The organism is Leptolyngbya subtilissima AS-A7 (genome assembly GCF_039962255.1).
Classification (GTDB): Bacteria; Cyanobacteriota; Cyanobacteriia; order Phormidesmidales; family Phormidesmidaceae; genus Nodosilinea.
The window spans coordinates 96437-122169 of record NZ_JAMPKY010000006.1; the positions used below are offsets into that span (position 1 = coordinate 96437).

Consider the following 25733-nt stretch of genomic DNA (forward strand, 5'->3'; position numbering starts at 1 on the left):
TTCTGGACTTGGAATTTTGGAATTGGCCGTAGGGTGGGCAGTGTCCACTGCTAACTGTGCCGAGTTTGGTTGGGTTTCGCTACTGCTTCACCTAACTGACTAAGCTTCCAAACTTTCATTCCTAGCATCTGAAACTCTCTTCCCTTAACGTTTTCACATTCACTCCTAAATCTTCCCGGAGAACATTGAATCTATGGCTAAGCGCATTGTCTACAACGAAAACGCCCGTCGCGCCCTCGAAAGAGGTATGGACATTCTGACTGAGGCCGTGGCCGTCACCCTCGGTCCCAAAGGCCGCAACGTGGTGCTCGAGAAGAAGTTTGGCGCTCCTCAGATTGTTAATGACGGCGTCACCATCGCCAAAGAAATTGAACTCGAAGACAACATCGAGAACACCGGCGTAGCCCTGATTCGTCAGGCCGCTTCCAAAACCAACGACGCTGCTGGTGACGGCACCACCACCGCTACTGTCCTGGCCCACGCCATGGTTAAAGAAGGGATGCGCAACGTCGCCGCTGGCGCCAACGCCATCTCCCTCAAGCGTGGCATCGACAAAGCCACTGCCTTCCTGGTTGAGAAAATTGCTGAGCACGCCCGTCCCGTCGGCGACTCTAAGTCCATTGCTCAGGTGGGTTCCATCTCCGCCGGTAACGACGAAGAAGTGGGCGCCATGATCGCTGAAGCCATGGAGAAAGTGGGCCGCGAAGGCGTCATCTCACTAGAAGAAGGCAAGTCGATGACCACCGAACTGGAGGTCACCGAAGGGATGCGCTTTGACAAGGGCTATGTCTCCCCCTACTTCGTCACCGACACCGAGCGCATGGAAGCGGTGCTGGATGAACCCTACATCCTGATCACCGACAAGAAAATTGCTCTGGTGCAGGATCTAGTGCCCGTGCTGGAGCAAGTCGCTCGTTCCGGTCGTCCCCTGATCATCATTGCCGAAGACATCGAGAAAGAGGCTCTGGCTACCCTGGTAGTCAACCGTCTGCGCGGTGTGCTGAATGTGGCCGCTGTGAAAGCGCCTGGGTTTGGCGATCGCCGCAAAGCAATGCTCGAAGACATCGCTGTGCTTACTGGCGGTCAGGTGATCTCTGAAGACACCGGCCTCAAGCTCGACAACACCAAGCTTGACATGCTGGGTCAGGCCCGTCGCCTCACTATTACCAAAGACACCACCACCATCGTCGCCGAAGGCAACGAGCAGGATGTCAAGGCCCGCTGTGAGCAGATTCGTCGCCAGATCGACGAAACCGAGTCGACCTATGACAAAGAGAAGCTGCAAGAGCGCCTGGCTAAGCTCTCCGGCGGTGTCGCCGTCATCAAAGTCGGTGCCGCCACCGAAACCGAGATGAAGGACCGCAAGCTGCGCCTTGAAGACGCCATCAACGCCACCAAGGCAGCTGTTGAAGAAGGCATCGTCCCCGGTGGCGGTACCACTCTGGCCCACCTGGTGCCCGACCTCACCACCTGGCTCGAAGCCAACCTCACCGCTGAAGAGCACACTGGGGCTGCGATCGTGGCCCGTGCCCTGGCCGCTCCTCTGATGCGCATTGCCCAGAACGCTGGCCAAAACGGTGCCGTAATCGCCGAGCGCGTCAAAGAGAAGGACTTCAACGTCGGCTACAACGCCGCCAACGGTGAGTTCGTCGACATGTTTGACGCCGGTATCGTTGACCCCGCGAAGGTGACCCGCTCTGCTCTGCAGAACGCGGCCTCCATCGCCGGTATGGTGCTGACCACCGAGTGCATCGTGGTCGATCTGCCCGAACCCAAAGAAGGTGCCCCCGCAGGCGCTGGCATGGGCGGCGACTTCGACTACTAAGCGGCTGCGTTAGCAACCAGACGAGATTAGGAAAATGCCACAGGGCTGCTACTTTGTAAAATCTGGTTTCTAGCAACAAGCCGCTAACATAAAAGCCGTCCTAAACTATAGGGCGGCTTTTTTGTTGTAAACGAGGTGTAGCGCCAAGTTCTTTCTTCAGGCAGAGAGACAGAGTTAGCCTAGGAGTACGACCCTTAGAACAGCAGACTCAATCAAAGTCACTATTTAAGTAACACCGATAGCCAGGTCTTGAACGTCCTGGCTCTCTTTATGCCAAGGGCCGCATTATGTTTCTCTTCCTAGTAGAACCCGTCTCAGAAACGTTAAAAGAACCAATTACAACGTTTGTGTTGTTACTGGCGATTGTGCTGATCACACCGCCCATTTTTGAACGGTTCAGGCTACCTGGATTAATCGGACTATTGCTAGCTGGGGTGTTATTTGGCAGCAGCGGCTTGGGGTGGCTAAATGCTGACGCCGACATCATGAAACTGTTTGCAGAAATCGGCAAAATTTATTTGATGTTTGTGGCTGGTCTTGAAATTGACCTAGCCCTATTTGAAAAAACGCGCGATCGCTCCCTCGGCTTTGGGATGCTAACCTTTGCTGTCCCGATGCTGGGCGGGATTGCGGTTGGTTTATTCTTTAACTTTGGCTGGTTGGCGGCGGTGTTAATTGGTTCGCTGTTGGCCTCTCACACGCTGCTGGCTTACCCCATTGTGCAGCGGTTTGGCATTGTGAATAATGAAGCAGTGACCGTCACCGTTGGAGCGACAATCTTTACAGACATTGGGTCGCTGCTGGTGCTGGCCATCTGTCTGGGTATCAATCAGGGAGACTTTTCAGCGCTTAAGCTAGCCACGCTGTTGGGGTCACTAACTCTATACACGATCGCAGTCTTAGTGGGTCTCAAACAGCTCGGCAGGCTGTTCTTTAGCAAAACGGGTAAAGACGAGGGCAACCAGTTTCTGTTTGTGATGCTCTCTGTGTTTCTCTGCGCCTTGGGAGCCCAGCTAATTGGGGTAGAAAGCATTATTGGGGCTTTTCTGGCGGGGCTAGCTATCAACAGCGTCATTGGCGATGGCCCGGTTAAAGAAAAAACAGAATTTTTGGGCAGCGTTTTATTTATTCCTATGTTTTTTGTGGCCATGGGGCTGCTGCTCGATTTAGAGGCCTTTGGCGACATTCTGCGATCGATCGAACTGCCCTTGATCATCGTCGGTATGCTGTTGCTCACCAAGGGGCTGGCCTCGCTCGGTGCCCGCATGCTCTATGGCTACACCTGGCCCGAGACCTGGACTATGTGGTCGCTGTCGATTCCGCAGGTGGCCGCTACACTGGCGGCGGCACTAGTGGGCTACGAAGCAGAAATCATTAACTCACAGGTGTTCAACAGCGTCATTTTGCTGATGCTAGTGACGGCCATTTTAGGCCCGCTGGTCACCACTAGGGCCGGCAAACATCTGATCGCTGTAGACGGCCTGGGAGAAAACGAAGTGTTCGACTGGCTGCCTGCCCCCAGCGACATTCCAGAATCGTTTACGGTGGTGGTGCCGATCTACAACCCCAACACTGAGCAGTGGTTGATTGAGTTGGCGGCGGCGGTCGCTCGTCATGAAAACGGGCGGGTGATCCCCCTGGCGGTGGCCCTGGCTCAGCCCCAAATGGATTCGCCCCAATTGTCCAGGGCCATAGCCCACAGCCGCCAGCGGTTAGAGGCTACTCAGGCGATTAGCGCCGCCCTAGAAGCCGAGATCGACCCCAGGTTGAGAATTGACTACAACGTGGCCCAAGGCATCTCTCACCTCAGTCGCGAGGAAAATGCCAACCTGATTTTGCTGGGTATGGGGCAGCGATCGCGCCTAAACACCCGACTATTTAGCAACATTCAGGACAGTATTCTTTGGGCCGCCCATTGCCCAGTGGTGGTGGCCCGTCTGCTAGATTCGCCTACAACCTTTAAAACCATTTTGCTGCCCATTGAGAATCCCTCTCCTGCTAACCTTCGCACCCTGCGCTTTGCCCAGGTGCTGGCCAAAACCTACCAAGCCAAAATTACGCTGCTGCATGTGCACGGCTCGCGGGCCTCAGAACTCCAGCGCAGCCGGCTGGCCAAGCAGCTAGAGCTGCTAGTTGACCGTTTTCCCTCCTCAGATAGTGATATCGATATTCGCCTCGTAGCGGGAGACAACGCGGTGTCTACCATTGTCAAAACGGCGTCGCAGCACGATGTGGTGATGCTGCGTCTACAGCGTCGTCGAGTTGGTAATGGGCTGTCTGTGGGCTCACAGACGACGTCTCTAGTCGATCAGCTGACCGGCTCGGTCATTCTGGTGGGCGAACCCCATCCTCTGCGCAGCGATCGCCCCACCCGCTCTGATCGAGCTACCTTCAGGCTCAATTCCAAGCTTTTGACCTCGTCCTAGGGATCGCTTGCAATTGCAGTCAAGATCTAATCTGGACAGTGGCTCACTGAGGCATACAAAACCCATACACCCCAATACTCATCCACCCCTAATGCCCGTCACCACTGTCGCCGGTAGTGGTGCTCCACGTAGCGCTTAATCTGCCGGGCCATGCGGCGAATGCCTTCCTTTTCGTCGCGGCGAATGAAGGGCAAAAACACCTGGGAGAGCAGGCCAGAGAGGCGTTCCTGGTGGATGTATTTGGTGCGGTTAGGGCCAACATCCTCCAGTTCAAACACATGCTCGCTTTTGAAGCCGGGGCCCTTAGCAATCCACCGCAGGCAGTGGTTGGGCTGCACGACCACGATACGGGGCTGAAACTCGGTTTCGTCTTCGCCCTCAAGGCGGCGCAGGGCGAGGAAGATTTCGCCGCCGGGGCGGATCGGCAGATTGGGATCGCAGTCGTAGAGAAAGGTATTCCAACGGTGCCACTCTTCTTTGCGGACGAGGGCGTCCCAAACGGCAAACCGGGGAGCGTTAATGGTAACTTCGCTATAGAAACTGGGCATGGCGGTGAGGGGGTTAGCCAGGAACCGGGGGCTAGAAACCGTGCATAGGTAACAGACGCTACTGCTATCTTCACACACACTGAGAGACACAGACGGGAGAGACTTAGTCGCCTAAACTAGGGAGCTGGTCTTAATATTCCCTCAAGACAGCAGTCTTGTTTCGCTGGCGATCGCCCAAAGGTTCTGGCATGGCAACTCTTACCCCTAACCCTAGTTATAGTCTCAGTCTACGGCTCAAAATTCCCAACAAAACCGGTATGCTGGCGCGAATTACCCAGGCCATTGCCGAAGCCGGGGGCAATTTGGGCGATTTTGAGCTGATTAGCCGCAACCGCCGCGATCTGGTGCGGGTGCTGCACGTCGACGCTTCTAGCGAGGCCCATGTCGAAGACATCATTACGGCGGTCAAAACCGTTGAAGACATCGAGATTTTGGAGATCTGCGATCGCACCTTTAAAATCCACGAGGGCGGCAAGATCAGTGTGGAGAGCAAGCTAGAGCTGCACAGTCAGGATGACCTCGCTATGGCCTACACCCCTGGCGTCGGGCGAGTGTGCGTCGAAATTGCCGAGCACCCCGATCGCGTCTTTGACCTTACCATCAAGGGCAACACGGTGGCGATCGTCACTGATGGCAGCGCCGTCTTGGGTCTGGGGAATCTTGGCCCCGCCGCCGCCCTGCCCGTGATGGAGGGTAAGGCGCTGCTGTTTAAGAAATTTGCTGGGCTGGATGCCTTCCCCATCTGCCTGGATACCCAGGACACCGACGCCATCGTCACCGCCGTCAAGCAGCTGGCCCCTGTGTTTGGCGGCGTCAACCTCGAAGATATCAGCGCTCCCCGCTGTTTTGAGATCGAGGCTCGCCTGCGCCAGGAGCTAGATATTCCCGTGTTCCACGACGACCAGCACGGCACCGCCATTGTCACCCTGGCGGCGCTGATCAACGCCCTCAAGCTGGTCAACAAATCTCTCACCCAGGTCAAGGTGGTGATCAACGGCGCTGGAGCGGCGGGGGTGGCGATCGCCAAACTGCTGCAAAAGGCCGGGGCTACCGCCATCGTGCTGTGCGACTCCAAAGGCATTCTCTCGCTGAGCCGCGACGACCTAAACGACCAGAAGCAAGAATTTGCGGTGGAAGCATCGGGCACCCTGGCCGACGCCATGGTGGGAGCCGATATTTTCCTGGGCGTCAGCGCGCCGGGGGTCGTGTCGGTGGATATGGTGGCCTCCATGGCGGCAGACCCCATCGTGTTTGCCATGGCTAACCCGATCCCTGAAATTCAGCCCGAACTGGTGACCCACAAAGTGGCCGTGATGGCTACGGGCCGCAGCGACTACCCCAACCAGATCAACAACGTACTGGCTTTTCCAGGCGTGCTGCGGGGAGCGATTGACTGTCGCGCCCAGGAGATTACGCCGTCGATGTATCTAGAGGCAGCCTACGCGATCGCGGCCCTGGTGAGCCCTCAGCAGCTCGATCGCGAGCACATCATTCCCTCGGTGTTCGACGAGCGCGTGGCGGCAGCGGTCGCCTCGGCGGTCAAGCATGCGGCACGGGTGGATGGGGTAGCTAGGAAGTAAACGGGGTTTAGGGTTTGAGGTATAGGGTTCAAGGGGCGGCCCTGTACCTTAAACCCTAATACCCACTCCCCCGGTCTAATCCAACTGTCGCTCCATCAGATAGCGTGTGAACTGAACGCCGTTGCGATCGACCACTTCGGTGTCGTACTGGCTGAAGCCAAATTTTTGGAATAGCCCCAGGCTAAACTCGCTGGCCTCGGTGTAGAGGCGCTGGATGTGCTTCTCCTGGGCATGGGCGAGCACCGCCTGCATCAGCAGCGAGCCCACGCCCTGGCGCAGACAGTCGTGGCGCACGTAGGTGGAGGCTACATAGCCGTTGTCGTCAACGCCCGCAAAACCGAGGATGGCGGTATCATCATCCTCGGCCACGTAGGTGGTCACCCCTAAGATGAATTGGTGAAACCGAGGGCTAGCGGCATCGACGGCGGCCCAAGCCTCAACTTGAGCCTGACTGTAGTGCTGCGGGCCGTTAACTAGCACCGTCTCTCGAAATAAGGTTGCCAAAGCCGGTAAATCGGCTTCAATTGCGGTGCGAAGATTCATGCTTGAGTTACCAGTGGACTATCAGCGGTAGGGCGGGGCGAAAGTCGCGGTGCTGGGCCTGGGTCTCGCCATCAAAGCCAAGTTCCATGAGATAGGCCGGGCCGGTTTGGATTGCGATTAAGTTGGTGGCAGAGAGCGCCTCTAATTCCCTCGATCGCGGCGGCGGTTGGGTCAAGGTCAAACTGACCCGCGTTACCTCGCGTAGCCCAAAGGCATGATCAAGGGGTTGTGCCTTGGCTTCAGTGTAGCTATCTTGTCGCGTGGCAAAGGGCAAACGAAATAGCATCGGCTCGCTCAGCATTGATATGTTGGTCGCTACCGGTATGGCTACGCCCGCCGGCAAGTAAGCGGGCTGGTAATTCCATGTGGGGAAGGGAAGGGTTGCGGAGGCTTGGCCTGCGATCGGGCGTAGGCATACTCCGAAGGGGCAGGTGCCCTGGGCCAGACCAGACCAACGTTCCCACAGATAGGTGGGGCGAGTGTTGTCAGACTGGGCCTCAGCGGCATTGTGTACCCACAGCAGCTCCAGCATTAGGTTGTGAAAGAAAAAGCAGCGGTTAGCCGTGCCTTGGCCAGCATGCACGTTGGCTCTGCCCTCCGCTAGCCCAAACTGGAGCAGCTGTTCGGCAGCAGGGGCGTTGGGAGCAGTGTAAATAAACAGGTGATCGAGTTCAAACGCCATGTCGTTATCCGCAACGGCACTCACTGTTAAGCCGTTCTTAAGGCCACAATTGGGTCCAGTTTAGCGGCCTGACGGGCGGGGAACACACCAAAGAACAGGCCAATTCCGCCAGAAACACTCACTGTCAGCAGAATCGCCCCCGCCGAAATGCCGGCTTCAAAAGGAGTCAGCAACCCAATCAGCAGAATGCCGCTCACCCCCACGGCGGTGCCGATCACGCCCCCTGCGATCGACAGAATGATTGCCTCAATTAAGAACTGCCCCAAGATGTCGCCCTGGGAGGCGCCGATCGCCTTTCTCAGCCCAATCTCCTGGGTGCGCTCTCGCACCGACACCAGCATGATATTCATAATGCCGATGCCGCCGACAAACAGGGAAATGCCGGCGATCGCCGCCAGCATCAGCGTCAGCGCCCCGGTAATCGTGTTGGCAATGGTGAGCAGCGAGTCCTGACTGCTGATGTAGAAGTCGTCTTCGTCGCGAATGTTGTGGCGCAGGCGCAGCAGGTTGGTGATCTGAAACTCGGCAGTGTCCATGCTGGTGCGATCGCGAGCCGACACGGTGATGAACGAGACCTCAATGCCGTAGGGCGATCGCTCGCTGCCGCCCAGGCGGCTAGCTTTGGTGGTCAGCGGCACCATCACCGCGTCGTCGTAGTCAAGGCCCAGGTTAGAGCCTTTTTTCTCCAGCACGCCGACGATGTCAAAGTTGATGCCCCCCACCCGAATCTGCTGACCCAGGCCTGATTCGTCATCAAACAGGCGCTCCCGCAGGGTTTCGCCCACCACCGCCACCTGAGCACTACGGGTGACGTCCAAATCGCTGATGAAGCGCCCGTTGGCCACCTCAAAGCTGCGCACCGCGAGAAAGTCTGGCGTAGTGCCCACTACATTGATGTTGGCGTTGCGGTTGCGAAAGGTGACGAGCTGACGACCGCTCGACTCAGCCGCCACGCCACTAACCGAGGGCACTTGCTCAGCGATCGCCGTCGCGTCATCCAGCACCAGCGTGCGCGGCACCTCTAGAGAACCTAGCTCGCGAGTCTCGCGGCTGCCCGGCACCACAAACAGCACGTTTGGCCCTAGGGTTTCGAGCTGGCCGTTAACATACCGCTGCGCCCCTTCGCCAAGTCCCACCATCGTAATCACCGAGGCATTGCCGATGATAATGCCGAGCATGGTGAGGGCGCTACGGAGGCGGTTGGCCGCCAGGGTCTTGGTCGCCATCGACAGGCTTTCTTGCAGGTTCATAGAGAAAATATGCCTAGGAATTTGTCAGGGCAGCTAAGAATTGAGACTGGGCTTCTCCAGCTTCTAGCTGAACACAGCGATCTAGCAGCGCAATATTTAGATCAAGAAGCCAACGGCTGCGATTGGCAAGCTGATAGGCAGGTGCATTGGCAGTTTGCTACTGCTCTTGGCGAACGGTGATGTTTTCGAGGGATTTGCCGGGGGGTAGATCGACAAAGACGCGATCGCCCTCCTCAACACCATCCAAAATTTGAATCTGGTCGCCTACCTGAGGGCCGAGGGTCACGGGCTGAAACACAATATCGCGGTCATCGCCGGGCACTAGCACGCCGCTTTCTCCTGCCTGGGTCACCACCGCCACCGTAGGCACCACCAGGGCATCGGCCAGCTGATCGCCGACAAAATTCACGTTGACGTTCATGTTCGATCGCAGAATATCTTTGCCGTCAGTTAGCTCGATGCGCACCTGAAACAGGGTGACGCTTTGCCGCTCGATCGCCTCGGGGGCCACCAGCTTAACTCGACCGGCAAAGGTCTGATCCGGGAAAGCATCGGCCACCACTTCTACGGTCTGCCCCGGCTCGATCAGGGCAATGTCGGCCTCGGGCACCTCGGCCAGCACCTCTAGATCTTCGGCTAGGGCCACGATCGCTGTGGAAGTGGCCGACGACAGCTCAGAAGCCGAGGTGGTAGGGGTAACAAACGCGCCCTCGGTAGCAAATTTTTGGGTAACAATGCCGCCAAAGGGAGCGCGAATCAGGGTTTCATCCTGTCGAATTTGGGCACCGTCGAGCTGGGCACGGGCCTGACCCAGGCGGGCTTCGGCCTGGGCGATCGCCTCCTGGCGCGGACCACTGCGCAGGTCATCCACTCGCCGCTGTGACTCGGTGACGCGGGCCTGGGCCTGCTCTAAGGCTGCCTGGGCGCTGCGCTGCTCGCGGGCGGCAGTGTCGAGATCCGTCGCCGCCACAGCTCCCCGATCAAACAGCTCCTGGCGGCGAGCCAGATCGCTGGTGGCGAGATCTAGACGGGCCTGGGCGTCGCGCACTTGAGCGCGGTTGGCCTCAACGGTCGCCTCCGCCTGGGTAATTTCGTCGGGGCGGCTGCCCTGGCGCAGTTCAGCCAGAGCCGCTTCGGCCTCAGCCACGGCGGCCTGATTTTGACTCACCTGGGCAGCGGTGTCGCGGCTTTTCATGCGGGCGATAACCTGACCAGGCTCGACGCGATCGCCCTGCTCTACGAAGAGTTCTTCCAAAACACCGGCATTCTCAGGGCTGAGGTTCACCGTCTGCACTGGCCTCACCGTGCCACTGGCCGCCACCCGCACCGTCAAGGGCTCGATCGCCGCCGGGGTTGTAAAGGCCTCGACATCGTAAGCGCTCTGGCGACTGCGCCAAACCCCAAACCCTACCGAGCCCGCCACTACGGCCGCCGCCGCTAGCCCGGCCAACAGCCACACCAGCGGACGACGCACCTTACCAATTAAGGGAACCTGCATAAAAACTTTTTAGATTTTGGCCAGAACTAAACTGCTCAGTTTAATTGTAGCGATCGCAGCTCGCCCCTTACTCTGGGGTAGGGCATTGGCTATCTAGCCCGCCCCCTGCATTGATAAGAGCATCGACAAGGGCATGGATGAGGTCGCTATGGCAGAAACTCCGATTCAGGTGGCGGTGGTGGGCACCGGCTTTGGCCAGAAGGTTCACATTCCGGGGTTGCAGGCCCACCATCGCACCGAGGTGGTCGCGGTGTATCACCGGGATTTAGCGAAAGCGCAGGCGATCGCGGCCGAGCACGGCATTCCCCACGCCTGCGACAGCATCGAGGCGATCGTGGCCCTGCCCGAGGTGCAGGCGGTGACCGTTGCCACCCCGCCCTTTCTGCACTACTCCCAGGCCAAAACCGTGCTTGAGGCGGGCAAGCACCTGCTGCTCGAAAAGCCCACGGCGCTGTCGGGGGCGGAGGCCGAGGCGATCGCCGAACTGGCGCGCGATCGCAATCTAGTCGCCACCATGGATTTTGAATTTCGCTTTGTGCCTGCCTGGCAGCGGCTGGCCGAGCTGCTGACCGAGGGCTACGTCGGCAACCTGCGCTTCGTCAACATCACCTGGACCGTGCCGGGCCGCGCTGACCCCAGCCGCCCCTGGAACTGGTATTCTCGCCAAGACCAGGGGGGCGGTGCCCTGGGGGCCTTTGCCTCCCACAGCTTCGACTACATCACCTGGCTGTTTGGCCCCATTCAGCGGCTCAGCGCCCGCCTCAGCACCGCCATTCCTCAGCGGCCCGACCCCTCTGGCCAACTCCAGCCGGTCGACGCTGACGACACCTGTAGTTTGATTCTCGATTTGGCCAACGGTGCCCCCTGCCAGGTAGCGATCAGCTCCGTTACCTATGCTGGGCGGGGCCACTGGGTCGAGGTCTACGGCGACGGTGGCACCCTGGTGCTGGGCAGCGACAACCTCACCGACTACGTCCACGGCTTTCGCCTCTGGGGCAGCCAAGGGGGCGCAGCCCTCGCAGAACTGCCGATTCCCGATCGCCTCCAGTTTCCTACCACCTACAGCGATGGCCGCATCGCTCCCTTTGTGCGCGTCGTCAATCATTGGGTCAGCGATATCGATCGGGGCCTGGCTACCGAGCCGTCGATTTGGGATGGGGTGCGATCGCAGCACCTGATGGATTTAGCCCATCAGTCTCACCGCCAAAATGCCTGGGTTGAGGTGCCCAAACCCCTATTTCAGGTGTAGAAATGTTCGTGATTTAGGCAGGCCTACCGTTCAGAGTTGGGGGTAAGGGGTATCCTCAGGGCATCCTTAACCTATAAACGGTGCAGCGTTCTAGCCAGTTCTATCACCTCATCCTTAGCCACCGCCCCGGTGATCCATGTCGTTTCAAAGATATCCCCTAGCTACAGTTCAAAAAGTTAGCCAGTTTATTCGCGAGACTCTGGTGCTCCCCCCCCACGAACAGCAGCCGAGCGTCAGCGGAGAAGAGGTAGACGATGGCCCCCTACCAGACTCACTCAACGCCCTAGGCGACCTGTTTCGAGTTGGGGATATGCCCGAGGACAACATTCCGGCCCCCAACACCCAGGGGCGCTGGTTTGTCAGTACCCTTGACCCGGCCGAGGCGTTAGTCAAGCTGCCCGGCCTATGGATGCGCCCTGGCACACGCCTGGTGACCTACCTGCGCCAAGACGCCAACGGCGGCATGGGCACTACCGTTGCCCTACCCGGCCTGCTCAGCACCACAGAATATCTAGACGACGCGATCAGCAAAGTGACGGCCCCCGACCAGGTGCCTAAACCCATGGGAGCCCTACCCAACCTGATGGCGGGTATAGACGGCGACGGTTCGCTGGCATCCTTTCTGGCGGCTTCAATTTTTACCCGCGAGGTGCGGGAGTTTGGCCGCTTCAACCGCTACGCCCGCTGGGTGCACCATCGCTTTGTAGCCGCGCCTCCCCAACAAATTCCGTGGCAGTGGCGCACCAAAATTCCCGAAGACTTTTCTCCCAAAGTGGTTCTCCGCCAGGATGCCGAGATTATTGTCGAGTTTTACACCTGCCGGGTGCAGAAGCCTATTGCCCTGTTCCGCCATCTCGATCGCTACCCACCCAACAGCTACACCGCCGAAAACCAAGATCAGGTAATAGCGGTGGCGGGGAATGCCGCCAGCTAGGTAGCACGGCAGACGGATAGGTAGAAAAAATTGCTGCTTAGTCAAGGCTCACCGTGGTTTCCTCCGACCATAGCGGTGAGAGATTGGGCAGGAAGAAACGCTGGCTGAAATAAGCCCTTGAAGCTGTAAAAAAGGCATTGAAAACAGCAAGTTATTAAGTATCTAAACGAAAATATTCTCAGGGGTGAGACTTGAAGGGGTAGGTTTGTGCTCCAATAACAGCGGGATCAGCACGGTGACATAGCCCTATGGAGTTCAACCATCTGAGTTTTTACGTGGATGAGGTGGCCCCCTGGCGCGACTGGTTTGTCCATGCCTGGGGGGGTGTTTGGGTTGGGCCAGAGCTGAGCCCATCTCCAGGGCAACCGGCTCAAGACAAAGCCCTGGTCTATGTGGGGCAGGTGCCACTGCTGATTGTGGCTGTGCCCTCGACAGTAACCCAGTACCTGCAACACCACCCGCCGGGCATTGGCGATATTGCCCTCCGCGTGGCCGACCTCGAGCAAACTCTGCGTCGGGTGGCCGCCGCCGGGGGCAAGGTCATCCAGCCTATCCAAACCGATGCTTGGGGGCGAGGGTGCTGGGGACAAATTCAGGGCTGGGGCTCCCTCAGCCACACCCTGGTAGAGACTTGGCAGGGAGAGGTTTGGGTACCGGGCATTGCCCCCAGCGATCGCCAGCAGGCAGCTTGTTCCAGCAGCTTAGTGACGGCGATCGACCACGCCGTGGTCAACGTGCCCACAGGAGAACTGACCCAGGCGGTGGCTTGGTACACCAGTCAGCTCGGTTTTCAACCCCGGCAGCGATTTGCTATTGATACCTCTCGCTCAGGCCTGCGAAGCCAGGTGCTGGCCCATCCCGAAGGCAGCGCTCAGCTCCCCATTAATGAACCGACCACAGCCAACTCCCAGGTGCAGGAATTTCTCGACTACAACCGAGGCGGCGGTATTCAGCATGTGGCGCTCCACACCGAGGATATTGTCCATACGGTCGAGCAACTGCGCAGCGGCGGAGTGAGTTTTTTGCCGGTGCCCCAAAACTATTACGAAGCCCTTGAGCAACGCCCGGGGTACCAAACCCAGGGTGATATGCCGTCAGAGTGGCTCAGCCAGCGGAAAGCCGCCATTGCTCGACTACAAATTTTAGTGGATTGGGATCCTCATTTGCCCCAGGCTCGCCTGCTGCAAACTTTTACGCAGCCTTTTTTGAGCATTCCCACCGTCTTTTTTGAGCTGATTCAGCGGCAGGTAGTACGGGTCAACGGCGACTTAGCCAAGGCTCAAGGGTTTGGGGAGCGCAACTTTCAGGCCCTGTTTGAGGCGATTGAGCGAGAGCAGATGAAGCGGGGCAGTCTCGCTTAGGAGACTGCCCAAGGAAAGGCCAGGGAAGGACTAGCAGGGGTACAAAGTATAAGGTGCAGGGCCAATCTTGAGCCTTGCACCCTACACCTTAAACCTTGAAATACATTAGACCTTGAGCCGGCAATTCTCTCCAGGCAGCTAGCGCAGGAAACTGCTGATCGTCCACAGCGCCAGGCAGGTGACCGCTGCCGCGATCGCATCGGGGGTGGCCCAGGCGAACTGCGCTCCCTGGGGAATGAGCAGCTGCCCTACGGTCATGCCGAGGGCCAAACCAGCAGCCAGGCCACCGATAGTGAGCAGCACCGATCGCCAGAACTTATTTTCTTTGCGGTTGAGAAAGTAGATGGCAGCCCCAATAGCTACCGCCAGCGATAGCGACGGCGCGGCGAAACCCAATAGGGCTAGCCCTGCATAGGTCACGGCAGGCCAAAGAATGTCGTCGCGGCTGGGGGTGTCGACTAGGCCATTGAGCCAGTCGGGTCGGGGTAGGGAGGGGGTAGCTTTGGCTAGGGGCGGGGTTTCGGGGACGTTTTCGGCAAAGCGAATGCGATCGGGCACCTTGATCTTGCCCTCTTGGCGCAGGCGCAGGCGCTCCATCAGAATGGCATCGTAGGCCGCTTCGACGGCAGCCTGCTGCTTGGGCTCTTCGGCATAGTGATCGACCAGGCGATCGCGGGCCGCCTGAATTTCTTCAAAGGTTGAGGCTTCAGTTAGCCCCAGCAGTTCGTACGAATTTTGGTCGCTCATCTGCAAAACTCCAAAACCCCCAGACGACTTGACAACAACAGCCTGTCCTGATCGAATCTAAACCCAAGCCCCATGACAGTTGCTAAACCCAGTGTAACCAGCGACCCCACAAATAGGGAACACCTGTCGAAATGGGTACTCCCCTAGGGCACATCTTACGGCCTAGGCTGCCTGAGAAAGCCCTACGCAATTTTTGTTTGCGTGGTGCGAGGGCAGAGCTACCCCCTTAGGATGGGGAGTAGTTTTGGCGTTTTGCGGATATTTGCCCCGATGGGTACAACGTTAGCAATGGGTTTGTGGCTGGCCGAGGAGCCGTTGGAGGTAGGGGCACTGGCAAATACCACCAGCGACGTTACTGGCTTGGTCAATGCCCTGATCGTGCTGCTGCTGATGGCTACGGTCGTCGCCCTGATTACTCGCCGGCTGCGCATTCCCTACGTGGTGGGGCTGGTGCTGGCGGGGCTCAGCATTACTCAATCGGTGCTGCCGGAGTCAGTGGGGCTCAACCCGGAAATCATTCTCAACCTGTTTTTGCCCATTTTGATTTTTGAGGCGGCCATTAACACCGACATCAGTCGGCTGCGCAGCACCATTAAGCTGATTGCCTTGATCGCAGGGCCAGGGGTGCTGCTGGCCGCAATGATTACTGCGGCCATACTCCAGTGGGGACTGGGATTGGCAACCATTACCGCCGCCGCCATCGGCGTAATTTTGACCATTACCGACACGGTTTCGGTCATTGCCGCCTTTAGAACGGTGCCGGTGCCCCCTCGGCTGGCCACCATCGTAGAGGGCGAGAGCCTGCTGAATGACGGCACGGCCCTGGTGCTCTTGGGCCTGATCACCACCGTTCACACTCAGGGATCGTTCACGGTAGGGGAAGGGTTGCAGCAGATCGTTATCGCCTTTGTGGGAGGCGGGGTGCTGGGCCTAGGCCTGGGTTACCTGTGTGTGGGGCTATTTCAACAGCTCGACGATGCTCTCAGCAATATTTTGCTGACGGTGGCAGTATCCCTGGGCACGTTTCAGATTGGGCACGAAATCGGTGTATCGAGCGCGATCGCCGTCGTGGTCGCTGGGCTGGTGATTGGTGAATTGGGCTTTCGCCAGACCTCAGCCTCAACCAAGGTCACTCTGCTCAACTTTTGGGAGTATGCAGGCTTTGGGGTCAACACCTTTATCTTTTTGCTGGTGGGTATTGAGGTCGATCCAGAGGTGCTGCTGCAAACCATTCCAGCGGCACTGTTCGCGGTGCTGGCCTATCAAACCGGCCGCGTTCTGACGACCTACCCACTGCTGTACCTGCTGAGGTTTTTTGATCGCCCCCTGCCCCTGCGCTGGCAGCACGTGCTGATTTTGGGCAATGTCAAAGGGTCGTTGTCGATGGCGCTGGCACTGAGTTTGCCCGCCGATCTGCCGGGGCGATCGCAGGTGGTCGCCCTGGTATTCAGCACCGTATTGGTGTCGCTAGTGGGTCAAGGGCTAACCCTGCCATGGCTGGTGAAGCGGCTGCGCCTCACAATCCCCTCAGCAACCAGGCAACACCTCGAAACGCTACAGCTCAATCTGATTGCCGCCAAAGCGGGACAGCAAGAGCTAGCCGCCCTGCTGCAATCGGGCAGCCTGCCCAAAAACCTCTATGAAGAGTTGTTTGCCGCCTACCAAGCCCAGATTGCTAGCGCCGACCGCGAGCTGCGTGACTTCTACAACCAGCGCCCCCTTGACGACAACGCCCACCTCGAAGACCAAAGTCATCTAGACGGGCTGCGCCGCCGCCTTTATCTAGCTGAGAAGGGGGCCGTCAACGACGCCCTGCGCAAAGGATTGTTATCTGAAGAGACCAGCCAGTCCTACGTTAGGGCCCTCAACGAAAAGCTGCTCGCCCTGAAAGATGACTGACCCCAAAGAACACTGTTGTCGCTCACTCCAGCCCTCAGGCGCAGAGCCCCATGAAGTCGAGCATCTGTCGCACTAGACCGGGCTTAGTCACCGCCAGAATGGTCGAGCCGCTCTCAAGCACCGTGCTGCCGTTGGGAATGGTCAAATCTTCGTGGGGATGGGCCTGGTAACCGATGATTAGCGTGCCTGCCGGAAAGCGAGTATCTTGGGCAATTTCGGCCACGGTGCGACCGACAATGGTGCACTGCTGCGGAATGGGCAGCTTGAGCACTTCCACCTGGCCTTGCTCAAAATGCATCATGGCCTCCACTTGGGGATACTCAATAGCATTCACAATGCGGTTGATAGTGAGTTCGGTGGTGCTCACGGTGTGGGTCGCCCCAGCTAGTTGGTAGGGCTCAGCAAAATCGCGATCGCTCATACGCACCACTGTCTGGGGCACCCCGTAGTGCTTCGACAACGTGACAATGGCCAGGTTGAGAGCATCCTCGGGCAGGGCTGCAATCACCGCATCAGCCTTGCGAATGCCCGCCTCCAGCAGAGTAGTGGTATTCACAGCACTGCCCTCGAAGGCCATGACGCCAATCTTTTCGCGGGCATATTGGCAGGCCAGCGGGTCAGGGTCGACCACGGCTACGGTATGCCCCTCTCCTAACAAGGTTTTGGCCAAGTCAAGGCCCAACATGCCAGCGCCGCCAATCAATACGTACATGCACAACCCCCTTAAGATCTAGTAGTCACGCTGGACCAGGGATATAACCCCCTAGGGGGATATACCAAAAATCAGCCTTTTAGTATGCTCACCGCATCCATTGTAGGGATGCAGACCGTTGTCTGGTCTAGGCCACAGCCCTTCCCTCTCACTCGCTCATTCTTCATCCTCCGGAGCTACTCTATGAAAGGACTTGTTGGCAAAACCGCGCTGATCACTGGCGCTTCGTCAGGCATTGGCCAGGCGATCGCCATTCGCCTGGCGGAGGAGGGCTGCAATATTGTGATCAACTACCGCAGCAACCCCGATGCCGCTGAAGACACCCGCCGCATAGCCATGGAAAAAGCCTGCGCCGACGTAGAGAACTGTGGCGTCAAAGCGCTGCTGCTCAAAGGCGATGTCTCTAAAGAAGAAGATGCGATCGCCCTGGTGCAGCAGACCATCGAGCACTTCGGCCAACTCGACATCTTGATCAATAACGCTGGTGTTCAGGCTGACAGTCCATCGGAGGCGCTTGAAGCCGACAGCTTTGATTGGGTGTTAGGGGTCAACCTGCGGGGGGCCTACCTATGCGCTCGCGAAACCATTAAGCACCTGCTAGCCAGCGATCGCCCCGGCAGCGTCATCAATATTTCTAGCGTGCATGAGATCATTCCCCGACCCCAGTACCTCAGCTACTCCATCAGCAAAGGGGGCATGGGCAACATGACCCGCACTCTGGCTCTGGAATATGCGGCCAAGGGCATTCGAGTTAACGGCATTGGCCCCGGGGCCACCGTCACCCCCATCAATGACGAATGGACCGACGATCCCGCCAAAAAAGCTGAGGTCGAAAGCCACATTCCCATGGGTCGGGCCGGCACCAGCGAAGAAATGGCCGCCGCTGTAGCGTTTCTGGCCTCCGATGAGGCCACTTACATCACCGGGCAGACCCTCTACATCGATGGCGGTCTCACCCTCTACGCAGACTTCAGGGAAGCCTGGTCGGCCTAAAAAAAGGGGTTGAAGGTTTAGGGTTTAAGGCTTACGGCTACCCTGAAACCCTAGGCCCTGCACCTTACACCTCACCATCAACGGATCCACCCATTTATCAAGTCTTCCAACCCTTACCTGAAGAACTGTTACACTTCCTCAACAATCGGTATTACCCCCTGCTCTTGCGATGATACGATGCCCATCAAACGGTTGAGAGATAGGACTTCATGACTGAATCGCTAACAGGTCAAACACCTATTTTTGGAGGCAGCACCGGCGGTCTCCTCACCAAGGCTGCTGTCGAAGAGAAATACGCCATTACCTGGACCAGCCCCAAGAAGCAGGTTTTTGAAATGCCCACCGGTGGCGCTGCCTTCATGAACGAAGGGGATAACCTTCTTTATCTGGCCCGCAAAGAGCAGTGCCTTGCCCTTAGCAGACAGCTGCGCAACAGATTTAAGCCCAGAATCGAAAACTACAAGATCTACCGCGTTTTCCCCAGCGGTGAAACCCAGTATCTGCACCCCGCCGACGGCGTCTTCCCTGAGAAGGTGAACGAGGGCCGCGCAGCCGTGGGCAGCATCGGTCGCAACATCGGGGCCAACCCCGACCCGTCCACCATCAAGTTTAGCGGTAAGACTACCTACGAGGTCTAGGCCCGTTTGGCTCGGTTTGCTGAGCCAACTGTTACCGAGTTCTGACTGTGACTGTTGTGTTGTAGGGGGGCGTAGCTGCGGCTAGGCCCCTTTTGCTATCTAGACGGGCTGGCCCATGGGTGGCGATCGCCCCCTCTGCCAGCTCTTAAACCATTGCGCTGCCCCAATCGCGCTGTAAAATAAGTGCCATGATTTTTCCAGCCTTTGAGCAGTTTCAAACCTACGCCACCCAGGGCAACTTTGTGCCCGTCTACCAAGAGTGGTTGGCCGATCTCGATACGCCAGTATCAGCTTGGTACAAAGTTTGTGCCGGACAGCCCTACAGCTTTTTGCTGGAGTCGGTAGAGGGAGGCGAAAGCCTGGGCCGCTACAGTTTTTTGGGCTGCGACCCACTGTGGGTGCTAGAAAGCCGGGGCGACCAGTCTACCCAAACCCACCGCGACGGCACCGTCATTGACCACCAGGGCAACCCCTTCGATACCCTGGCCGACTGCCTGGCCCCCTACCAGCCGGTGAAGCTGCCCGCCCTGCCCCCCGGCATCGGTGGCCTGTTTGGCTTCTGGGGCTACGAGCTGATCCGCTGGATTGAGCCCACGGTGCCCATTTACCCCCTCAACCCCGACGACCTGCCCGACGGTCTGTGGATGCAGGTGGATAGCCTGCTGATTTTTGACCAGGTACAGCGCAAAATCTGGGCAGTGGCTTATGCCGACCTGCGCCACCCCGGTACGGATGTGCAGGCGGCCTACGAGGGGGCCTGCGATCGCGTTCAGCAGCTGCTCCACAAGCTCACCTTGCCGCTACCCCCGGCCCAGTCTGCCCTGTCCTGGCACCCGCCCCACCGCGATACGCCCTCGGTCCAGTACACCAGCAATCGCACCCCGGCTGAGTTCTGCGCCAGCGTTGAGCAGGCCAAGGCCCATATCCAGGCTGGAGATATTTTTCAGGTCGTGATTTCTCAGCGGTTAAATACCACCTATGGGGGCAATCCATTCGATCTCTACCGCTCGCTGCGGCAGATCAATCCCTCCCCCTACATGTGCTACTTCAACTTTTACGACTGGCAGCTGATTGGCTCTAGCCCCGAAGTCATGGTTAAGGCTACCCTAGCCGACGACCCCAGTCAGCCCCGCGTGGCTACGGTGCGCCCTATCGCCGGCACCCGCCCCCGAGGCAAAACCGCCGCCGAAGACGTCGCCTACGAACAGGACCTGCTGGCTGACCCCAAAGAACGAGCTGAGCATGTCATGCTGGTCGATCTAGGCCGCAACGACTTGGGCCGCGTCTGTCTCAGCGGCACGGTGCAGGTCGACGAGCTGATGGTGATCGAGCGCTATTCTCACGTCATGCATATTGTCAGTAACGTGGTGGGTCACCTTAGCCCGAGCAAAACCGCCTGGGACCTACTCAAGGCCTGCTTTCCAGCGGGCACTGTCAGCGGTGCGCCCAAAATCCGCGCTATGCAGATCATTCATGACCTAGAGCCCTGCCGTCGTGGCCCCTACTCTGGGGTTTACGGCTACTACGATTTTGAGGGGCAGCTCAACACCGCCATTACCATTCGCACTATGGTGGTGAGGGCGCTGCCCGGGGGTGGTCACAGCGTTGCGGTGCAGGCCGGGGCCGGACTGGTGGCCGACTCTATCCCCGAATCAGAGTATCAAGAAACCCTAAACAAAGCCCGAGGCATGTTAGAAGCGATTCGATGCCTGAGCTAGCTCTGTTCAACAGCGGCGATCGCGCCTAGCCACAGCCTTCAGCCCAAGTCACCGAGGGAAACTGCCCGGCGCGGAACTGGGTAACGCGGCCCTGGTCATCGGTTTCGAATACCAGGCGATAAACGTCTTCACCAGGGTCTTGAGGGGTAAAAATAACTGTTTTACCGAGGGTTACTGGGTTGGCGGTGGCCTCTAGCTGCTCACCATAGACCCGCACTAGGTCTTGCTCGGTTGAACCAATCCGAATGCCGCTGCGGGTGGTCGTTAAACTGCCTGGCCAAATGTCAACCCGCAGCACCTGATTGTCAATGGCCATCAGCCCAAGGGGTTCCCCATGATCTTTAATACGATAGTACTGACATTGGCCATTGCTGGCGTCTTCGATCAGGACTGGAGTGAGCCCCTTTGCCCGCAGATTGTCTATCTCCATACCGACGCGAATGGGACCGAGCCCCGTAGTCTTGAGAGGCGCTGCTAGCAGCGCCAGGGTTGGCGCAACATCGGCATTGACCCCAGGGGCTAGGGCGATCGCTCGCTGCATCACCCGTAGCGAGCTGAGGGGAGCGAGCACACCATCAAGTAGAACACCGGCCTGGGGACTGTACGAGGGCAATGCTTGAGCGGTAGTCGCAGTGGTGCCAGCAAGGATGGCCTGGGCCTCCCCTTGGGACCGTTGACCGTAGCTGGCTGCTACCAGCCCAACTAGGGAGGTAAAGACCACGATCGCAGCCAGGGCTCCCCGGCGTTTTTGTTTCCCCTTGACCATTACTTCTAAGTCCGATACATGGCTTAACCAGCAACAAACTGGCGGCGTTCCACGTAATGCCGCCAGCCAGCCAAAACTTACGTTAGACCTAAACCGGCTCAACCCCTAGGCAAGACTTATCATAGGGGGGCAAGTCTGGTCAATGGTGTGACCTAACCTCGCTTTAGTGTAGCAGCCGCAGCCATCTGTCCCCAATGCCATTGCGTCCTTTGCCCCGGCGGTCCCAGATGCCGTCAACTTATCGCCCGCGGTGGTGCTCGCTGGTGCCCGCCGGGCTGTTGGTGATCGCCACCGGCCTAACCCTCATTGCCTGGACCAGCAAACAACCCATAGACGCTGGCGCCGCGTTGATACCAGCAACTAGTCCTGTGCCAGTGCGGGGCCTCAAGAGGCTGTTTCGTCGCCACCCTCAACCGTTGCCACTGACAGTGCCGCCCCCAGTGATACCTCAGCCCCTGCCGCCCCAGCAAGCCTGGCCCGAACTACCGCTGGTGCAGGCCCAGCCCAAATTTAACGACCTCAACAGGGCTCACTGGGCCTGGCCGCTGCTGGCCGACCTGGCCCAGCGGGATTTGGTGTCGGGTTTTCCCGACGGCACCTTTCGCCCCAGGGCGGCAATGACGCGAGCTGAATTTGCCGCCCAGCTGGCCCAGCTCTTTAATCTCCCCCCCGCTCACTCCTCGCTTCCGGTGCAGACCTCATACTCAGATTTGAAGCCAGACCACTGGGCCTACAGGAGCGTGCAAAAGTCAGTAAACATGGGGTTTCTCAGCGGCCATCCAGAAGGAGACTTCCTGCCCGACCAACCGATCAGCCGCATTCAAGTGATCACGGCCCTGGCTGATGGGCTAGCGTTAACGTCTAGCCGCGCCGCCACCGAAGCGTTGGTGCCCTACACCGATCGAGAGCAGGTACCAGTTTGGGCGATTCGTCAGCTAGTCGCAGCTACTGAAGCAGGCCTAGTGGTTAACTATCCAGAAATTACTACGCTGGCCCCCAACCGCCCCGCTAGCCGAGCCGAAGTGGCCGCCATGCTGCATCGATCGCTGGTCTACACAGGCAGTCTGCAAGCCATACCCTCGCCTTACATTGTGGAAAAGGCCAAGCTGCCATCATGGCATAGCGATAAGCCTTAGCCCTACTGGAGCCCAGGTATGCCGACAGCCGAGAAACTACACCAGATTTCTTAAAACGATGGTAGCGAGATGCCATCTAGGCCATCTTGCTCTAGGGTAGGCAGCTCTAATCGCTGGCTACGACGGGTACGCATGGCCAAGCGGTAGCTGACGCTTTGAAGCTCGGCTTGAAGCTGACGATTTTCGCGCTGAATTTCGGCTACCCGCTGCTTAACCGCCGCCATGCGGTCAGCAAACTTTTGTCGATAGACCGTGGGAAGTTCTTGTACGACCTGCTCCAACATGCGGGTGCGATCGGTCAACTCCTGCACCGTTTGCCGCAGCTGCAGCACTTCGCCGTCACGTTCTTCCAGCTGCCCTTGGTAAAAGTCAATCTGCTTTTCAACCCCCCGCAGCTGTTCGCGCAGAGCGGTCATCTCTGCCTGGTGCTGTTCAGACATCTCGGGGCTGGGCACAAACCCAGTGTTGCCTTTCACTAGGCGAAACAGTTCCTGAGAAAGCTGCTGCACTAGCTGGTCACGAATGGCCAGCTCAGATTCGAGCCGGGCAATTTCTGCCTGCTGCTCGTTCATATCAGCATATGAAGACTGCGCCACAAGATTACTCCCACACCAAACGACTAACCTGCTACCCAATGCACCAAAAGCCTGAATTATGCCCTCTATCCCGGCTCAACTAGCTGCGCCCAAAATAATGTTGGGTGACCACAGCAAGACTTTGGCAGGGTTGGATTGAGTTGCTGCTAATTTATAGCACCTGTTTGAAAAGTTGGCACACTCAAAATTAAACTGGCCGACCTCTAAATCAAAGCCGCTGGTCAATCTCTTCCCTAAGGCAGACTGACCAGCGGCAGATAGACATTTTACGGTGAAGTCAGTTCTACTCTTCTTCGCCAGTAGCGACGGTGACGTCGTCAGCGGCAACAGCGGCAACGGCCTCAGCGGGTTCTTCGACCGCTTCAGGCAGAGGTTCGTCAGACTCTTGCTTAACGGTCAGAAAGCGGATAACTTCCTCACTCAAACGCATGGCGCGCTCGAGAGGTGCGATCGCCCCCCCAGGCCCGGTATAGTTCATCTGAATATAGATGCCTTCGCGGTGGCGATTAATTTCGTAGGCCAGACGGCGCTTGCCCCGGTGCTGGGTCTCCAAAATTGAAGCACCCTGGTCCTTCAGCATGGTTTGATATTTGCCAATAGTCGCATCAATCGCCTCATCATTTAGATCGGGGCGCAGGATGTACATTGTCTCGTACATGTAGGCTGTCATGAAAACTCCTTGTGGACATAATGGCCTTTGCAGCCAAAAATAGGCATAAATAAGCCTTTGTAGCCGCTTAGCCACTCGCTTACCCATGCCTCACGTATTGGCGCAAAGACAAGGATCTACAATCATACCAAGAATTAGCAGGCCAAGAGTTAGAAAATTATGGCGCAACGCTACGTTAGGGTTCAGTCTCAAACCGGGCAACTGCATTATGGCCTGCTGCGCCCCGATCGCAGTGTGCAGGTGCTAGATGCACCCCCCTGGTTACAGGGACAGCCTACCGAGGTCGAGCTATTGCCCGGCAGCTATGACCTGCTGGCCCCCTGTGCTCCTTCTAAGGTAGTGGCTGTGGGGAAAAACTATGCCGCCCACGCCGCCGAGATGGGTACCGAAGCCCCGCCCGAACCCCTGCTATTTATCAAACCCTCGACGGCGGTTACCGCCACTGGGGCTCCCATCTACTACCCGCCCCAATCGACCCAAGTCGATTACGAAGGCGAGTTGGCCGTGGTAATCGGCGATCGCTGCGCCCATGTACCGCCCGAAGCCGCCCGCGCCAAAATTTGGGGCTACACCATCGCCAACGACGTTACCGCCCGTGACCTGCAAAAGCGCGACAGCCAGTGGACCCGCGCCAAGGGTTTTGATACCTTTTGCCCCCTCGGCCCCTGGATTGTGCGGGAGCTCAGCGCTGGAGCGCTGCTTCAAACCTTTCTCAACGGCCAAGCAGCACCCGTACAGTCAGCCTCGATCGAAGAAATGATCTATAGCCCTGACTATCTGGTGGCCTACATCAGCGAGATCATGACTCTGCTGCCCGGAGACGTGATCCTAACGGGTACCCCAGCCGGGGTCGGTCCGCTTAGGGTTGGTGACCAGATCAGAGTAGAAATCGAAGGTATTGGCGCGCTCGAGAATACTGTGGCTTTGCGCCCCTAGCGCACCTGCATGTGCACAGCCTCGGAAATCGTTGGAATCTCGGCATAGAGACCCCGGAAGGTCTGCACCAAAGAGTAGCCAACCGAAATCAACATGCCGAGAAACAACATATTGGACAGTGTGCTAAACAGCAGTTCCCCGAACAGGCTAGGGTCTAGCAGGCTGAGAATGAGGCTAAACACCGCCAAAATGATGCTTAGCAAAATCGCTTGCATAGTGTTGAAGCGAATAAATCGGCTGATGTTTTCGTTGCGCACAACCAGCAAGATTAACGCAAAAAACACGATTAGCCCAAAGAAGGGAATTGTGCTTTCTAGGGTGCCATAGACGGCAATTAGGGGAGACAGGGGCAGCAGCAAAAACCCAAACACCGGAAACTGGCTGATTAGCTGAAGGCCGTAGGGTAGCCCAGCCGTAACCGGCAAAATATAGGGCAGGGCCGCCAGAATGCGATCCAAGATAGTGGGATTTGGGGAACTGCTCCAAGTCATTGGTTTTCTCCAGACAAACGCTAAGGGCTACCAGGCTATAGCCTTACCATATCGTAAATCTATGATTTGCCGGAGAGACGAGGTATACGGTTCAGGGTACGGAGAACAACCCTATGGGGTTCCGTATCTCCACCCTCAACTTGTGATCTTTAACCAATATCAGCCACCCGAAAGCCCATCTGGCACTCAAATTGAGCGGGCTGAGCCTGGTCTAGACTGGTCACTGGGCGACCACAGCGCAGTTTACCCTGCTGCCAGCGGGGCTGCCCGTGGCGATCGGCCATCAGGCAGTTGCAGCACACGGTCTGGGGCGAGATGAGTTGGTTGTCGGTCATTAGCACCAGCATAATGGTCACCTCCCTAATTTCGGGGTTAACCTGACCTTTCCCTAATCTTAGGATGCCTTACGGGAGATGCTGTGTGCTGGCATACGCAATCAAACTCAATCGGTCAACGCAACCCACAATATAAATTGTTGAGTTAGGAAATCGTTGTCGGACGCTGCGTGCAGCGTCCGACAACGATTTGCCGGCAA

24 protein-coding genes are annotated in these 25733 nt (G+C 57.8%); 12 read left to right on the plus strand and 12 right to left on the minus strand.

Annotated features, from left to right (window positions below; translation table 11 throughout):
* Positions 1-193: 193 nt before the first annotated feature.
* Together groL and NC979_RS14200 are read left to right on the plus strand one after the other, a co-directional pair.
* Positions 194-1825 (plus strand): chaperonin GroEL, encoded by a 1632-nt coding sequence (gene groL, locus NC979_RS14195; RefSeq protein ID WP_190515021.1) that lies wholly within the window; start codon positions 194-196, stop codon positions 1823-1825.
* Between the two features lie 287 nt (positions 1826-2112).
* Positions 2113-4251 carry a cation:proton antiporter domain-containing protein gene (locus tag NC979_RS14200; protein ID WP_190515024.1) on the plus strand — a complete coding sequence of 713 codons (2139 nt, stop codon included), beginning with the start codon at positions 2113-2115 and terminating at the stop codon, positions 4249-4251.
* A 98-nt stretch (positions 4252-4349) separates the two neighbouring features.
* Here the strand turns inward: NC979_RS14200 and NC979_RS14205 are convergent, their stop codons facing one another.
* Positions 4350-4799: an SRPBCC domain-containing protein gene (locus tag NC979_RS14205; RefSeq protein WP_190515026.1), complete on the minus strand. Its 450-nt coding sequence runs from the start codon at positions 4797-4799 to the stop codon at positions 4350-4352.
* 188 nt (positions 4800-4987) lie between these two features.
* Here NC979_RS14205 and NC979_RS14210 point away from each other — a divergent pair, with 188 nt between their 5' ends.
* Positions 4988-6379: an NAD-dependent malic enzyme gene (locus tag NC979_RS14210; RefSeq protein ID WP_190515029.1), complete on the plus strand. Its 1392-nt coding sequence runs from the start codon at positions 4988-4990 to the stop codon at positions 6377-6379.
* Positions 6380-6454: 75 nt separating this feature from the next.
* Here the strand turns inward: NC979_RS14210 and NC979_RS14215 are convergent, their stop codons facing one another.
* From NC979_RS14215 to NC979_RS14230, 4 genes are all read right to left on the minus strand, one after another.
* A complete protein-coding gene (locus tag NC979_RS14215) occupies positions 6455-6922 on the minus strand; it encodes a GNAT family N-acetyltransferase (RefSeq protein WP_190515031.1) in 468 nt (155 codons plus the stop codon).
* A 7-nt stretch (positions 6923-6929) separates the two neighbouring features.
* A complete protein-coding gene (locus NC979_RS14220) occupies positions 6930-7604 on the minus strand; it encodes a VOC family protein (protein ID WP_190515033.1) in 675 nt (224 codons plus the stop codon).
* Between the two features lie 26 nt (positions 7605-7630).
* Positions 7631-8854, minus strand: a complete 1224-nt coding sequence (locus tag NC979_RS14225; protein WP_190515036.1) for an ABC transporter permease — start codon at positions 8852-8854, stop codon at positions 7631-7633.
* A 157-nt stretch (positions 8855-9011) separates the two neighbouring features.
* On the minus strand, positions 9012-10352 hold the full coding sequence (locus NC979_RS14230; RefSeq protein WP_190515038.1) for an efflux RND transporter periplasmic adaptor subunit: 1341 nt from the start codon (positions 10350-10352) through the stop codon (positions 9012-9014).
* 148 nt (positions 10353-10500) lie between these two features.
* Here NC979_RS14230 and NC979_RS14235 point away from each other — a divergent pair, with 148 nt between their 5' ends.
* The 3 genes from NC979_RS14235 to hppD all read left to right on the plus strand — a co-directional run bounded on the left by NC979_RS14235 (position 10501) and on the right by hppD (position 13896).
* Positions 10501-11601: a Gfo/Idh/MocA family protein gene (locus NC979_RS14235; protein ID WP_190515041.1), complete on the plus strand. Its 1101-nt coding sequence runs from the start codon at positions 10501-10503 to the stop codon at positions 11599-11601.
* Between the two features lie 136 nt (positions 11602-11737).
* On the plus strand, positions 11738-12535 hold the full coding sequence (locus tag NC979_RS14240; RefSeq protein ID WP_190515043.1) for a hypothetical protein: 798 nt from the start codon (positions 11738-11740) through the stop codon (positions 12533-12535).
* Positions 12536-12783: 248 nt separating this feature from the next.
* On the plus strand, positions 12784-13896 hold the full coding sequence (gene hppD / locus NC979_RS14245; RefSeq protein WP_190515046.1) for a 4-hydroxyphenylpyruvate dioxygenase: 1113 nt from the start codon (positions 12784-12786) through the stop codon (positions 13894-13896).
* Positions 13897-14034: 138 nt separating this feature from the next.
* On the opposite strand, the gene NC979_RS14250 is transcribed toward hppD, so the two are convergent.
* Positions 14035-14643, minus strand: coding sequence for a CPP1-like family protein (locus NC979_RS14250; RefSeq protein ID WP_190515047.1), 609 nt, complete (start codon positions 14641-14643; stop codon positions 14035-14037).
* A 270-nt stretch (positions 14644-14913) separates the two neighbouring features.
* On the opposite strand from NC979_RS14250, the gene NC979_RS14255 reads away from it, so the two are divergent.
* A complete protein-coding gene (locus tag NC979_RS14255) occupies positions 14914-16542 on the plus strand; it encodes a cation:proton antiporter (RefSeq protein ID WP_199308655.1) in 1629 nt (542 codons plus the stop codon).
* A 34-nt stretch (positions 16543-16576) separates the two neighbouring features.
* Here NC979_RS14255 and NC979_RS14260 read toward each other — a convergent pair whose 3' ends face one another.
* Entirely contained in the window at positions 16577-17254 is a 678-nt protein-coding gene (locus NC979_RS14260) for a potassium channel family protein (RefSeq protein WP_190515050.1), read from the minus strand.
* Between the two features lie 183 nt (positions 17255-17437).
* On the opposite strand from NC979_RS14260, the gene NC979_RS14265 reads away from it, so the two are divergent.
* The 3 genes from NC979_RS14265 (at position 17438) to NC979_RS14275 (ending at position 20603) form a co-directional block, all read left to right on the plus strand.
* Positions 17438-18247: a glucose 1-dehydrogenase gene (locus NC979_RS14265; protein ID WP_190515053.1), complete on the plus strand. Its 810-nt coding sequence runs from the start codon at positions 17438-17440 to the stop codon at positions 18245-18247.
* 209 nt (positions 18248-18456) lie between these two features.
* Positions 18457-18885 carry a photosystem I reaction center subunit II PsaD gene (gene psaD, locus NC979_RS14270; protein ID WP_190515055.1) on the plus strand — a complete coding sequence of 143 codons (429 nt, stop codon included), beginning with the start codon at positions 18457-18459 and terminating at the stop codon, positions 18883-18885.
* Positions 18886-19073: 188 nt separating this feature from the next.
* Positions 19074-20603: an anthranilate synthase component I family protein gene (locus tag NC979_RS14275; RefSeq protein ID WP_190515058.1), complete on the plus strand. Its 1530-nt coding sequence runs from the start codon at positions 19074-19076 to the stop codon at positions 20601-20603.
* A 25-nt stretch (positions 20604-20628) separates the two neighbouring features.
* Here NC979_RS14275 and NC979_RS14280 read toward each other — a convergent pair whose 3' ends face one another.
* Complete coding sequence (locus NC979_RS14280) at positions 20629-21369, minus strand: hypothetical protein (RefSeq protein ID WP_190515061.1); 741 nt, start codon at positions 21367-21369, stop codon at positions 20629-20631.
* 227 nt (positions 21370-21596) lie between these two features.
* On the opposite strand from NC979_RS14280, the gene NC979_RS14285 reads away from it, so the two are divergent.
* A complete protein-coding gene (locus NC979_RS14285) occupies positions 21597-22505 on the plus strand; it encodes an S-layer homology domain-containing protein (RefSeq protein WP_190515063.1) in 909 nt (302 codons plus the stop codon).
* A 50-nt stretch (positions 22506-22555) separates the two neighbouring features.
* Here NC979_RS14285 and NC979_RS14290 read toward each other — a convergent pair whose 3' ends face one another.
* Positions 22556-23101 carry an Npun_F5560 family protein gene (locus NC979_RS14290; RefSeq protein ID WP_313887080.1) on the minus strand — a complete coding sequence of 182 codons (546 nt, stop codon included), beginning with the start codon at positions 23099-23101 and terminating at the stop codon, positions 22556-22558.
* Between the two features lie 283 nt (positions 23102-23384).
* The gene (rpsF, locus tag NC979_RS14295; protein ID WP_190515065.1) at positions 23385-23771 is read right to left on the minus strand and encodes a 30S ribosomal protein S6; all 387 of its coding nucleotides are present in this window, start codon (positions 23769-23771) and stop codon (positions 23385-23387) included.
* A gap of 159 nt (positions 23772-23930) precedes the next feature.
* Here rpsF and NC979_RS14300 point away from each other — a divergent pair, with 159 nt between their 5' ends.
* A complete protein-coding gene (locus NC979_RS14300) occupies positions 23931-24707 on the plus strand; it encodes a fumarylacetoacetate hydrolase family protein (RefSeq protein ID WP_190515067.1) in 777 nt (258 codons plus the stop codon).
* Here NC979_RS14300 and NC979_RS14305 read toward each other — a convergent pair.
* Together NC979_RS14305 and NC979_RS14310 are read right to left on the minus strand one after the other, a co-directional pair.
* Positions 24704-25198 (minus strand): Tic20 family protein, encoded by a 495-nt coding sequence (locus NC979_RS14305; RefSeq protein ID WP_190515070.1) that lies wholly within the window; start codon positions 25196-25198, stop codon positions 24704-24706. The genes NC979_RS14300 and NC979_RS14305 overlap by 4 nt on opposite strands.
* Positions 25199-25347: 149 nt before the next feature.
* A complete protein-coding gene (locus tag NC979_RS14310) occupies positions 25348-25545 on the minus strand; it encodes a hypothetical protein (protein ID WP_190515072.1) in 198 nt (65 codons plus the stop codon).
* Positions 25546-25733: the final 188 nt, after the last annotated feature.

What these genes read in the sequence shown, in the direction of transcription:
- NC979_RS14215 (WP_190515031.1), bottom strand. Translation starts at nt 6,922, where the DNA reads ATGAATCTTCGCACCGCAATTGAAGCCGATTTACCGGCTTTGGCAACC.
- NC979_RS14235 (WP_190515041.1), top strand. Translation starts at nt 10,501, where the DNA reads ATGGCAGAAACTCCGATTCAGGTGGCGGTGGTGGGCACCGGCTTTGGC.
- NC979_RS14300 (WP_190515067.1), top strand. Translation starts at nt 23,931, where the DNA reads ATGGCGCAACGCTACGTTAGGGTTCAGTCTCAAACCGGGCAACTGCAT.
- NC979_RS14230 (WP_190515038.1), bottom strand. Translation starts at nt 10,352, where the DNA reads ATGCAGGTTCCCTTAATTGGTAAGGTGCGTCGTCCGCTGGTGTGGCTG.
- NC979_RS14250 (WP_190515047.1), bottom strand. Translation starts at nt 14,643, where the DNA reads ATGAGCGACCAAAATTCGTACGAACTGCTGGGGCTAACTGAAGCCTCA.
- NC979_RS14220 (WP_190515033.1), bottom strand. Translation starts at nt 7,604, where the DNA reads ATGGCGTTTGAACTCGATCACCTGTTTATTTACACTGCTCCCAACGCC.
- groL (WP_190515021.1), top strand. Translation starts at nt 194, where the DNA reads ATGGCTAAGCGCATTGTCTACAACGAAAACGCCCGTCGCGCCCTCGAA.
- rpsF (WP_190515065.1), bottom strand. Translation starts at nt 23,771, where the DNA reads ATGACAGCCTACATGTACGAGACAATGTACATCCTGCGCCCCGATCTA.
- NC979_RS14285 (WP_190515063.1), top strand. Translation starts at nt 21,597, where the DNA reads ATGCCGTCAACTTATCGCCCGCGGTGGTGCTCGCTGGTGCCCGCCGGG.
- hppD (WP_190515046.1), top strand. Translation starts at nt 12,784, where the DNA reads ATGGAGTTCAACCATCTGAGTTTTTACGTGGATGAGGTGGCCCCCTGG.
- NC979_RS14275 (WP_190515058.1), top strand. Translation starts at nt 19,074, where the DNA reads ATGATTTTTCCAGCCTTTGAGCAGTTTCAAACCTACGCCACCCAGGGC.
- NC979_RS14210 (WP_190515029.1), top strand. Translation starts at nt 4,988, where the DNA reads ATGGCAACTCTTACCCCTAACCCTAGTTATAGTCTCAGTCTACGGCTC.
- NC979_RS14260 (WP_190515050.1), bottom strand. Translation starts at nt 17,254, where the DNA reads ATGTACGTATTGATTGGCGGCGCTGGCATGTTGGGCCTTGACTTGGCC.
- NC979_RS14225 (WP_190515036.1), bottom strand. Translation starts at nt 8,854, where the DNA reads ATGAACCTGCAAGAAAGCCTGTCGATGGCGACCAAGACCCTGGCGGCC.
- NC979_RS14305 (WP_190515070.1), bottom strand. Translation starts at nt 25,198, where the DNA reads ATGACTTGGAGCAGTTCCCCAAATCCCACTATCTTGGATCGCATTCTG.
- NC979_RS14255 (WP_199308655.1), top strand. Translation starts at nt 14,914, where the DNA reads ATGGGTACAACGTTAGCAATGGGTTTGTGGCTGGCCGAGGAGCCGTTG.
- NC979_RS14205 (WP_190515026.1), bottom strand. Translation starts at nt 4,799, where the DNA reads ATGCCCAGTTTCTATAGCGAAGTTACCATTAACGCTCCCCGGTTTGCC.
- NC979_RS14280 (WP_190515061.1), bottom strand. Translation starts at nt 21,369, where the DNA reads ATGGTCAAGGGGAAACAAAAACGCCGGGGAGCCCTGGCTGCGATCGTG.
- NC979_RS14265 (WP_190515053.1), top strand. Translation starts at nt 17,438, where the DNA reads ATGAAAGGACTTGTTGGCAAAACCGCGCTGATCACTGGCGCTTCGTCA.
- NC979_RS14200 (WP_190515024.1), top strand. Translation starts at nt 2,113, where the DNA reads ATGTTTCTCTTCCTAGTAGAACCCGTCTCAGAAACGTTAAAAGAACCA.
- NC979_RS14240 (WP_190515043.1), top strand. Translation starts at nt 11,738, where the DNA reads ATGTCGTTTCAAAGATATCCCCTAGCTACAGTTCAAAAAGTTAGCCAG.
- psaD (WP_190515055.1), top strand. Translation starts at nt 18,457, where the DNA reads ATGACTGAATCGCTAACAGGTCAAACACCTATTTTTGGAGGCAGCACC.
- NC979_RS14310 (WP_190515072.1), bottom strand. Translation starts at nt 25,545, where the DNA reads ATGCTGGTGCTAATGACCGACAACCAACTCATCTCGCCCCAGACCGTG.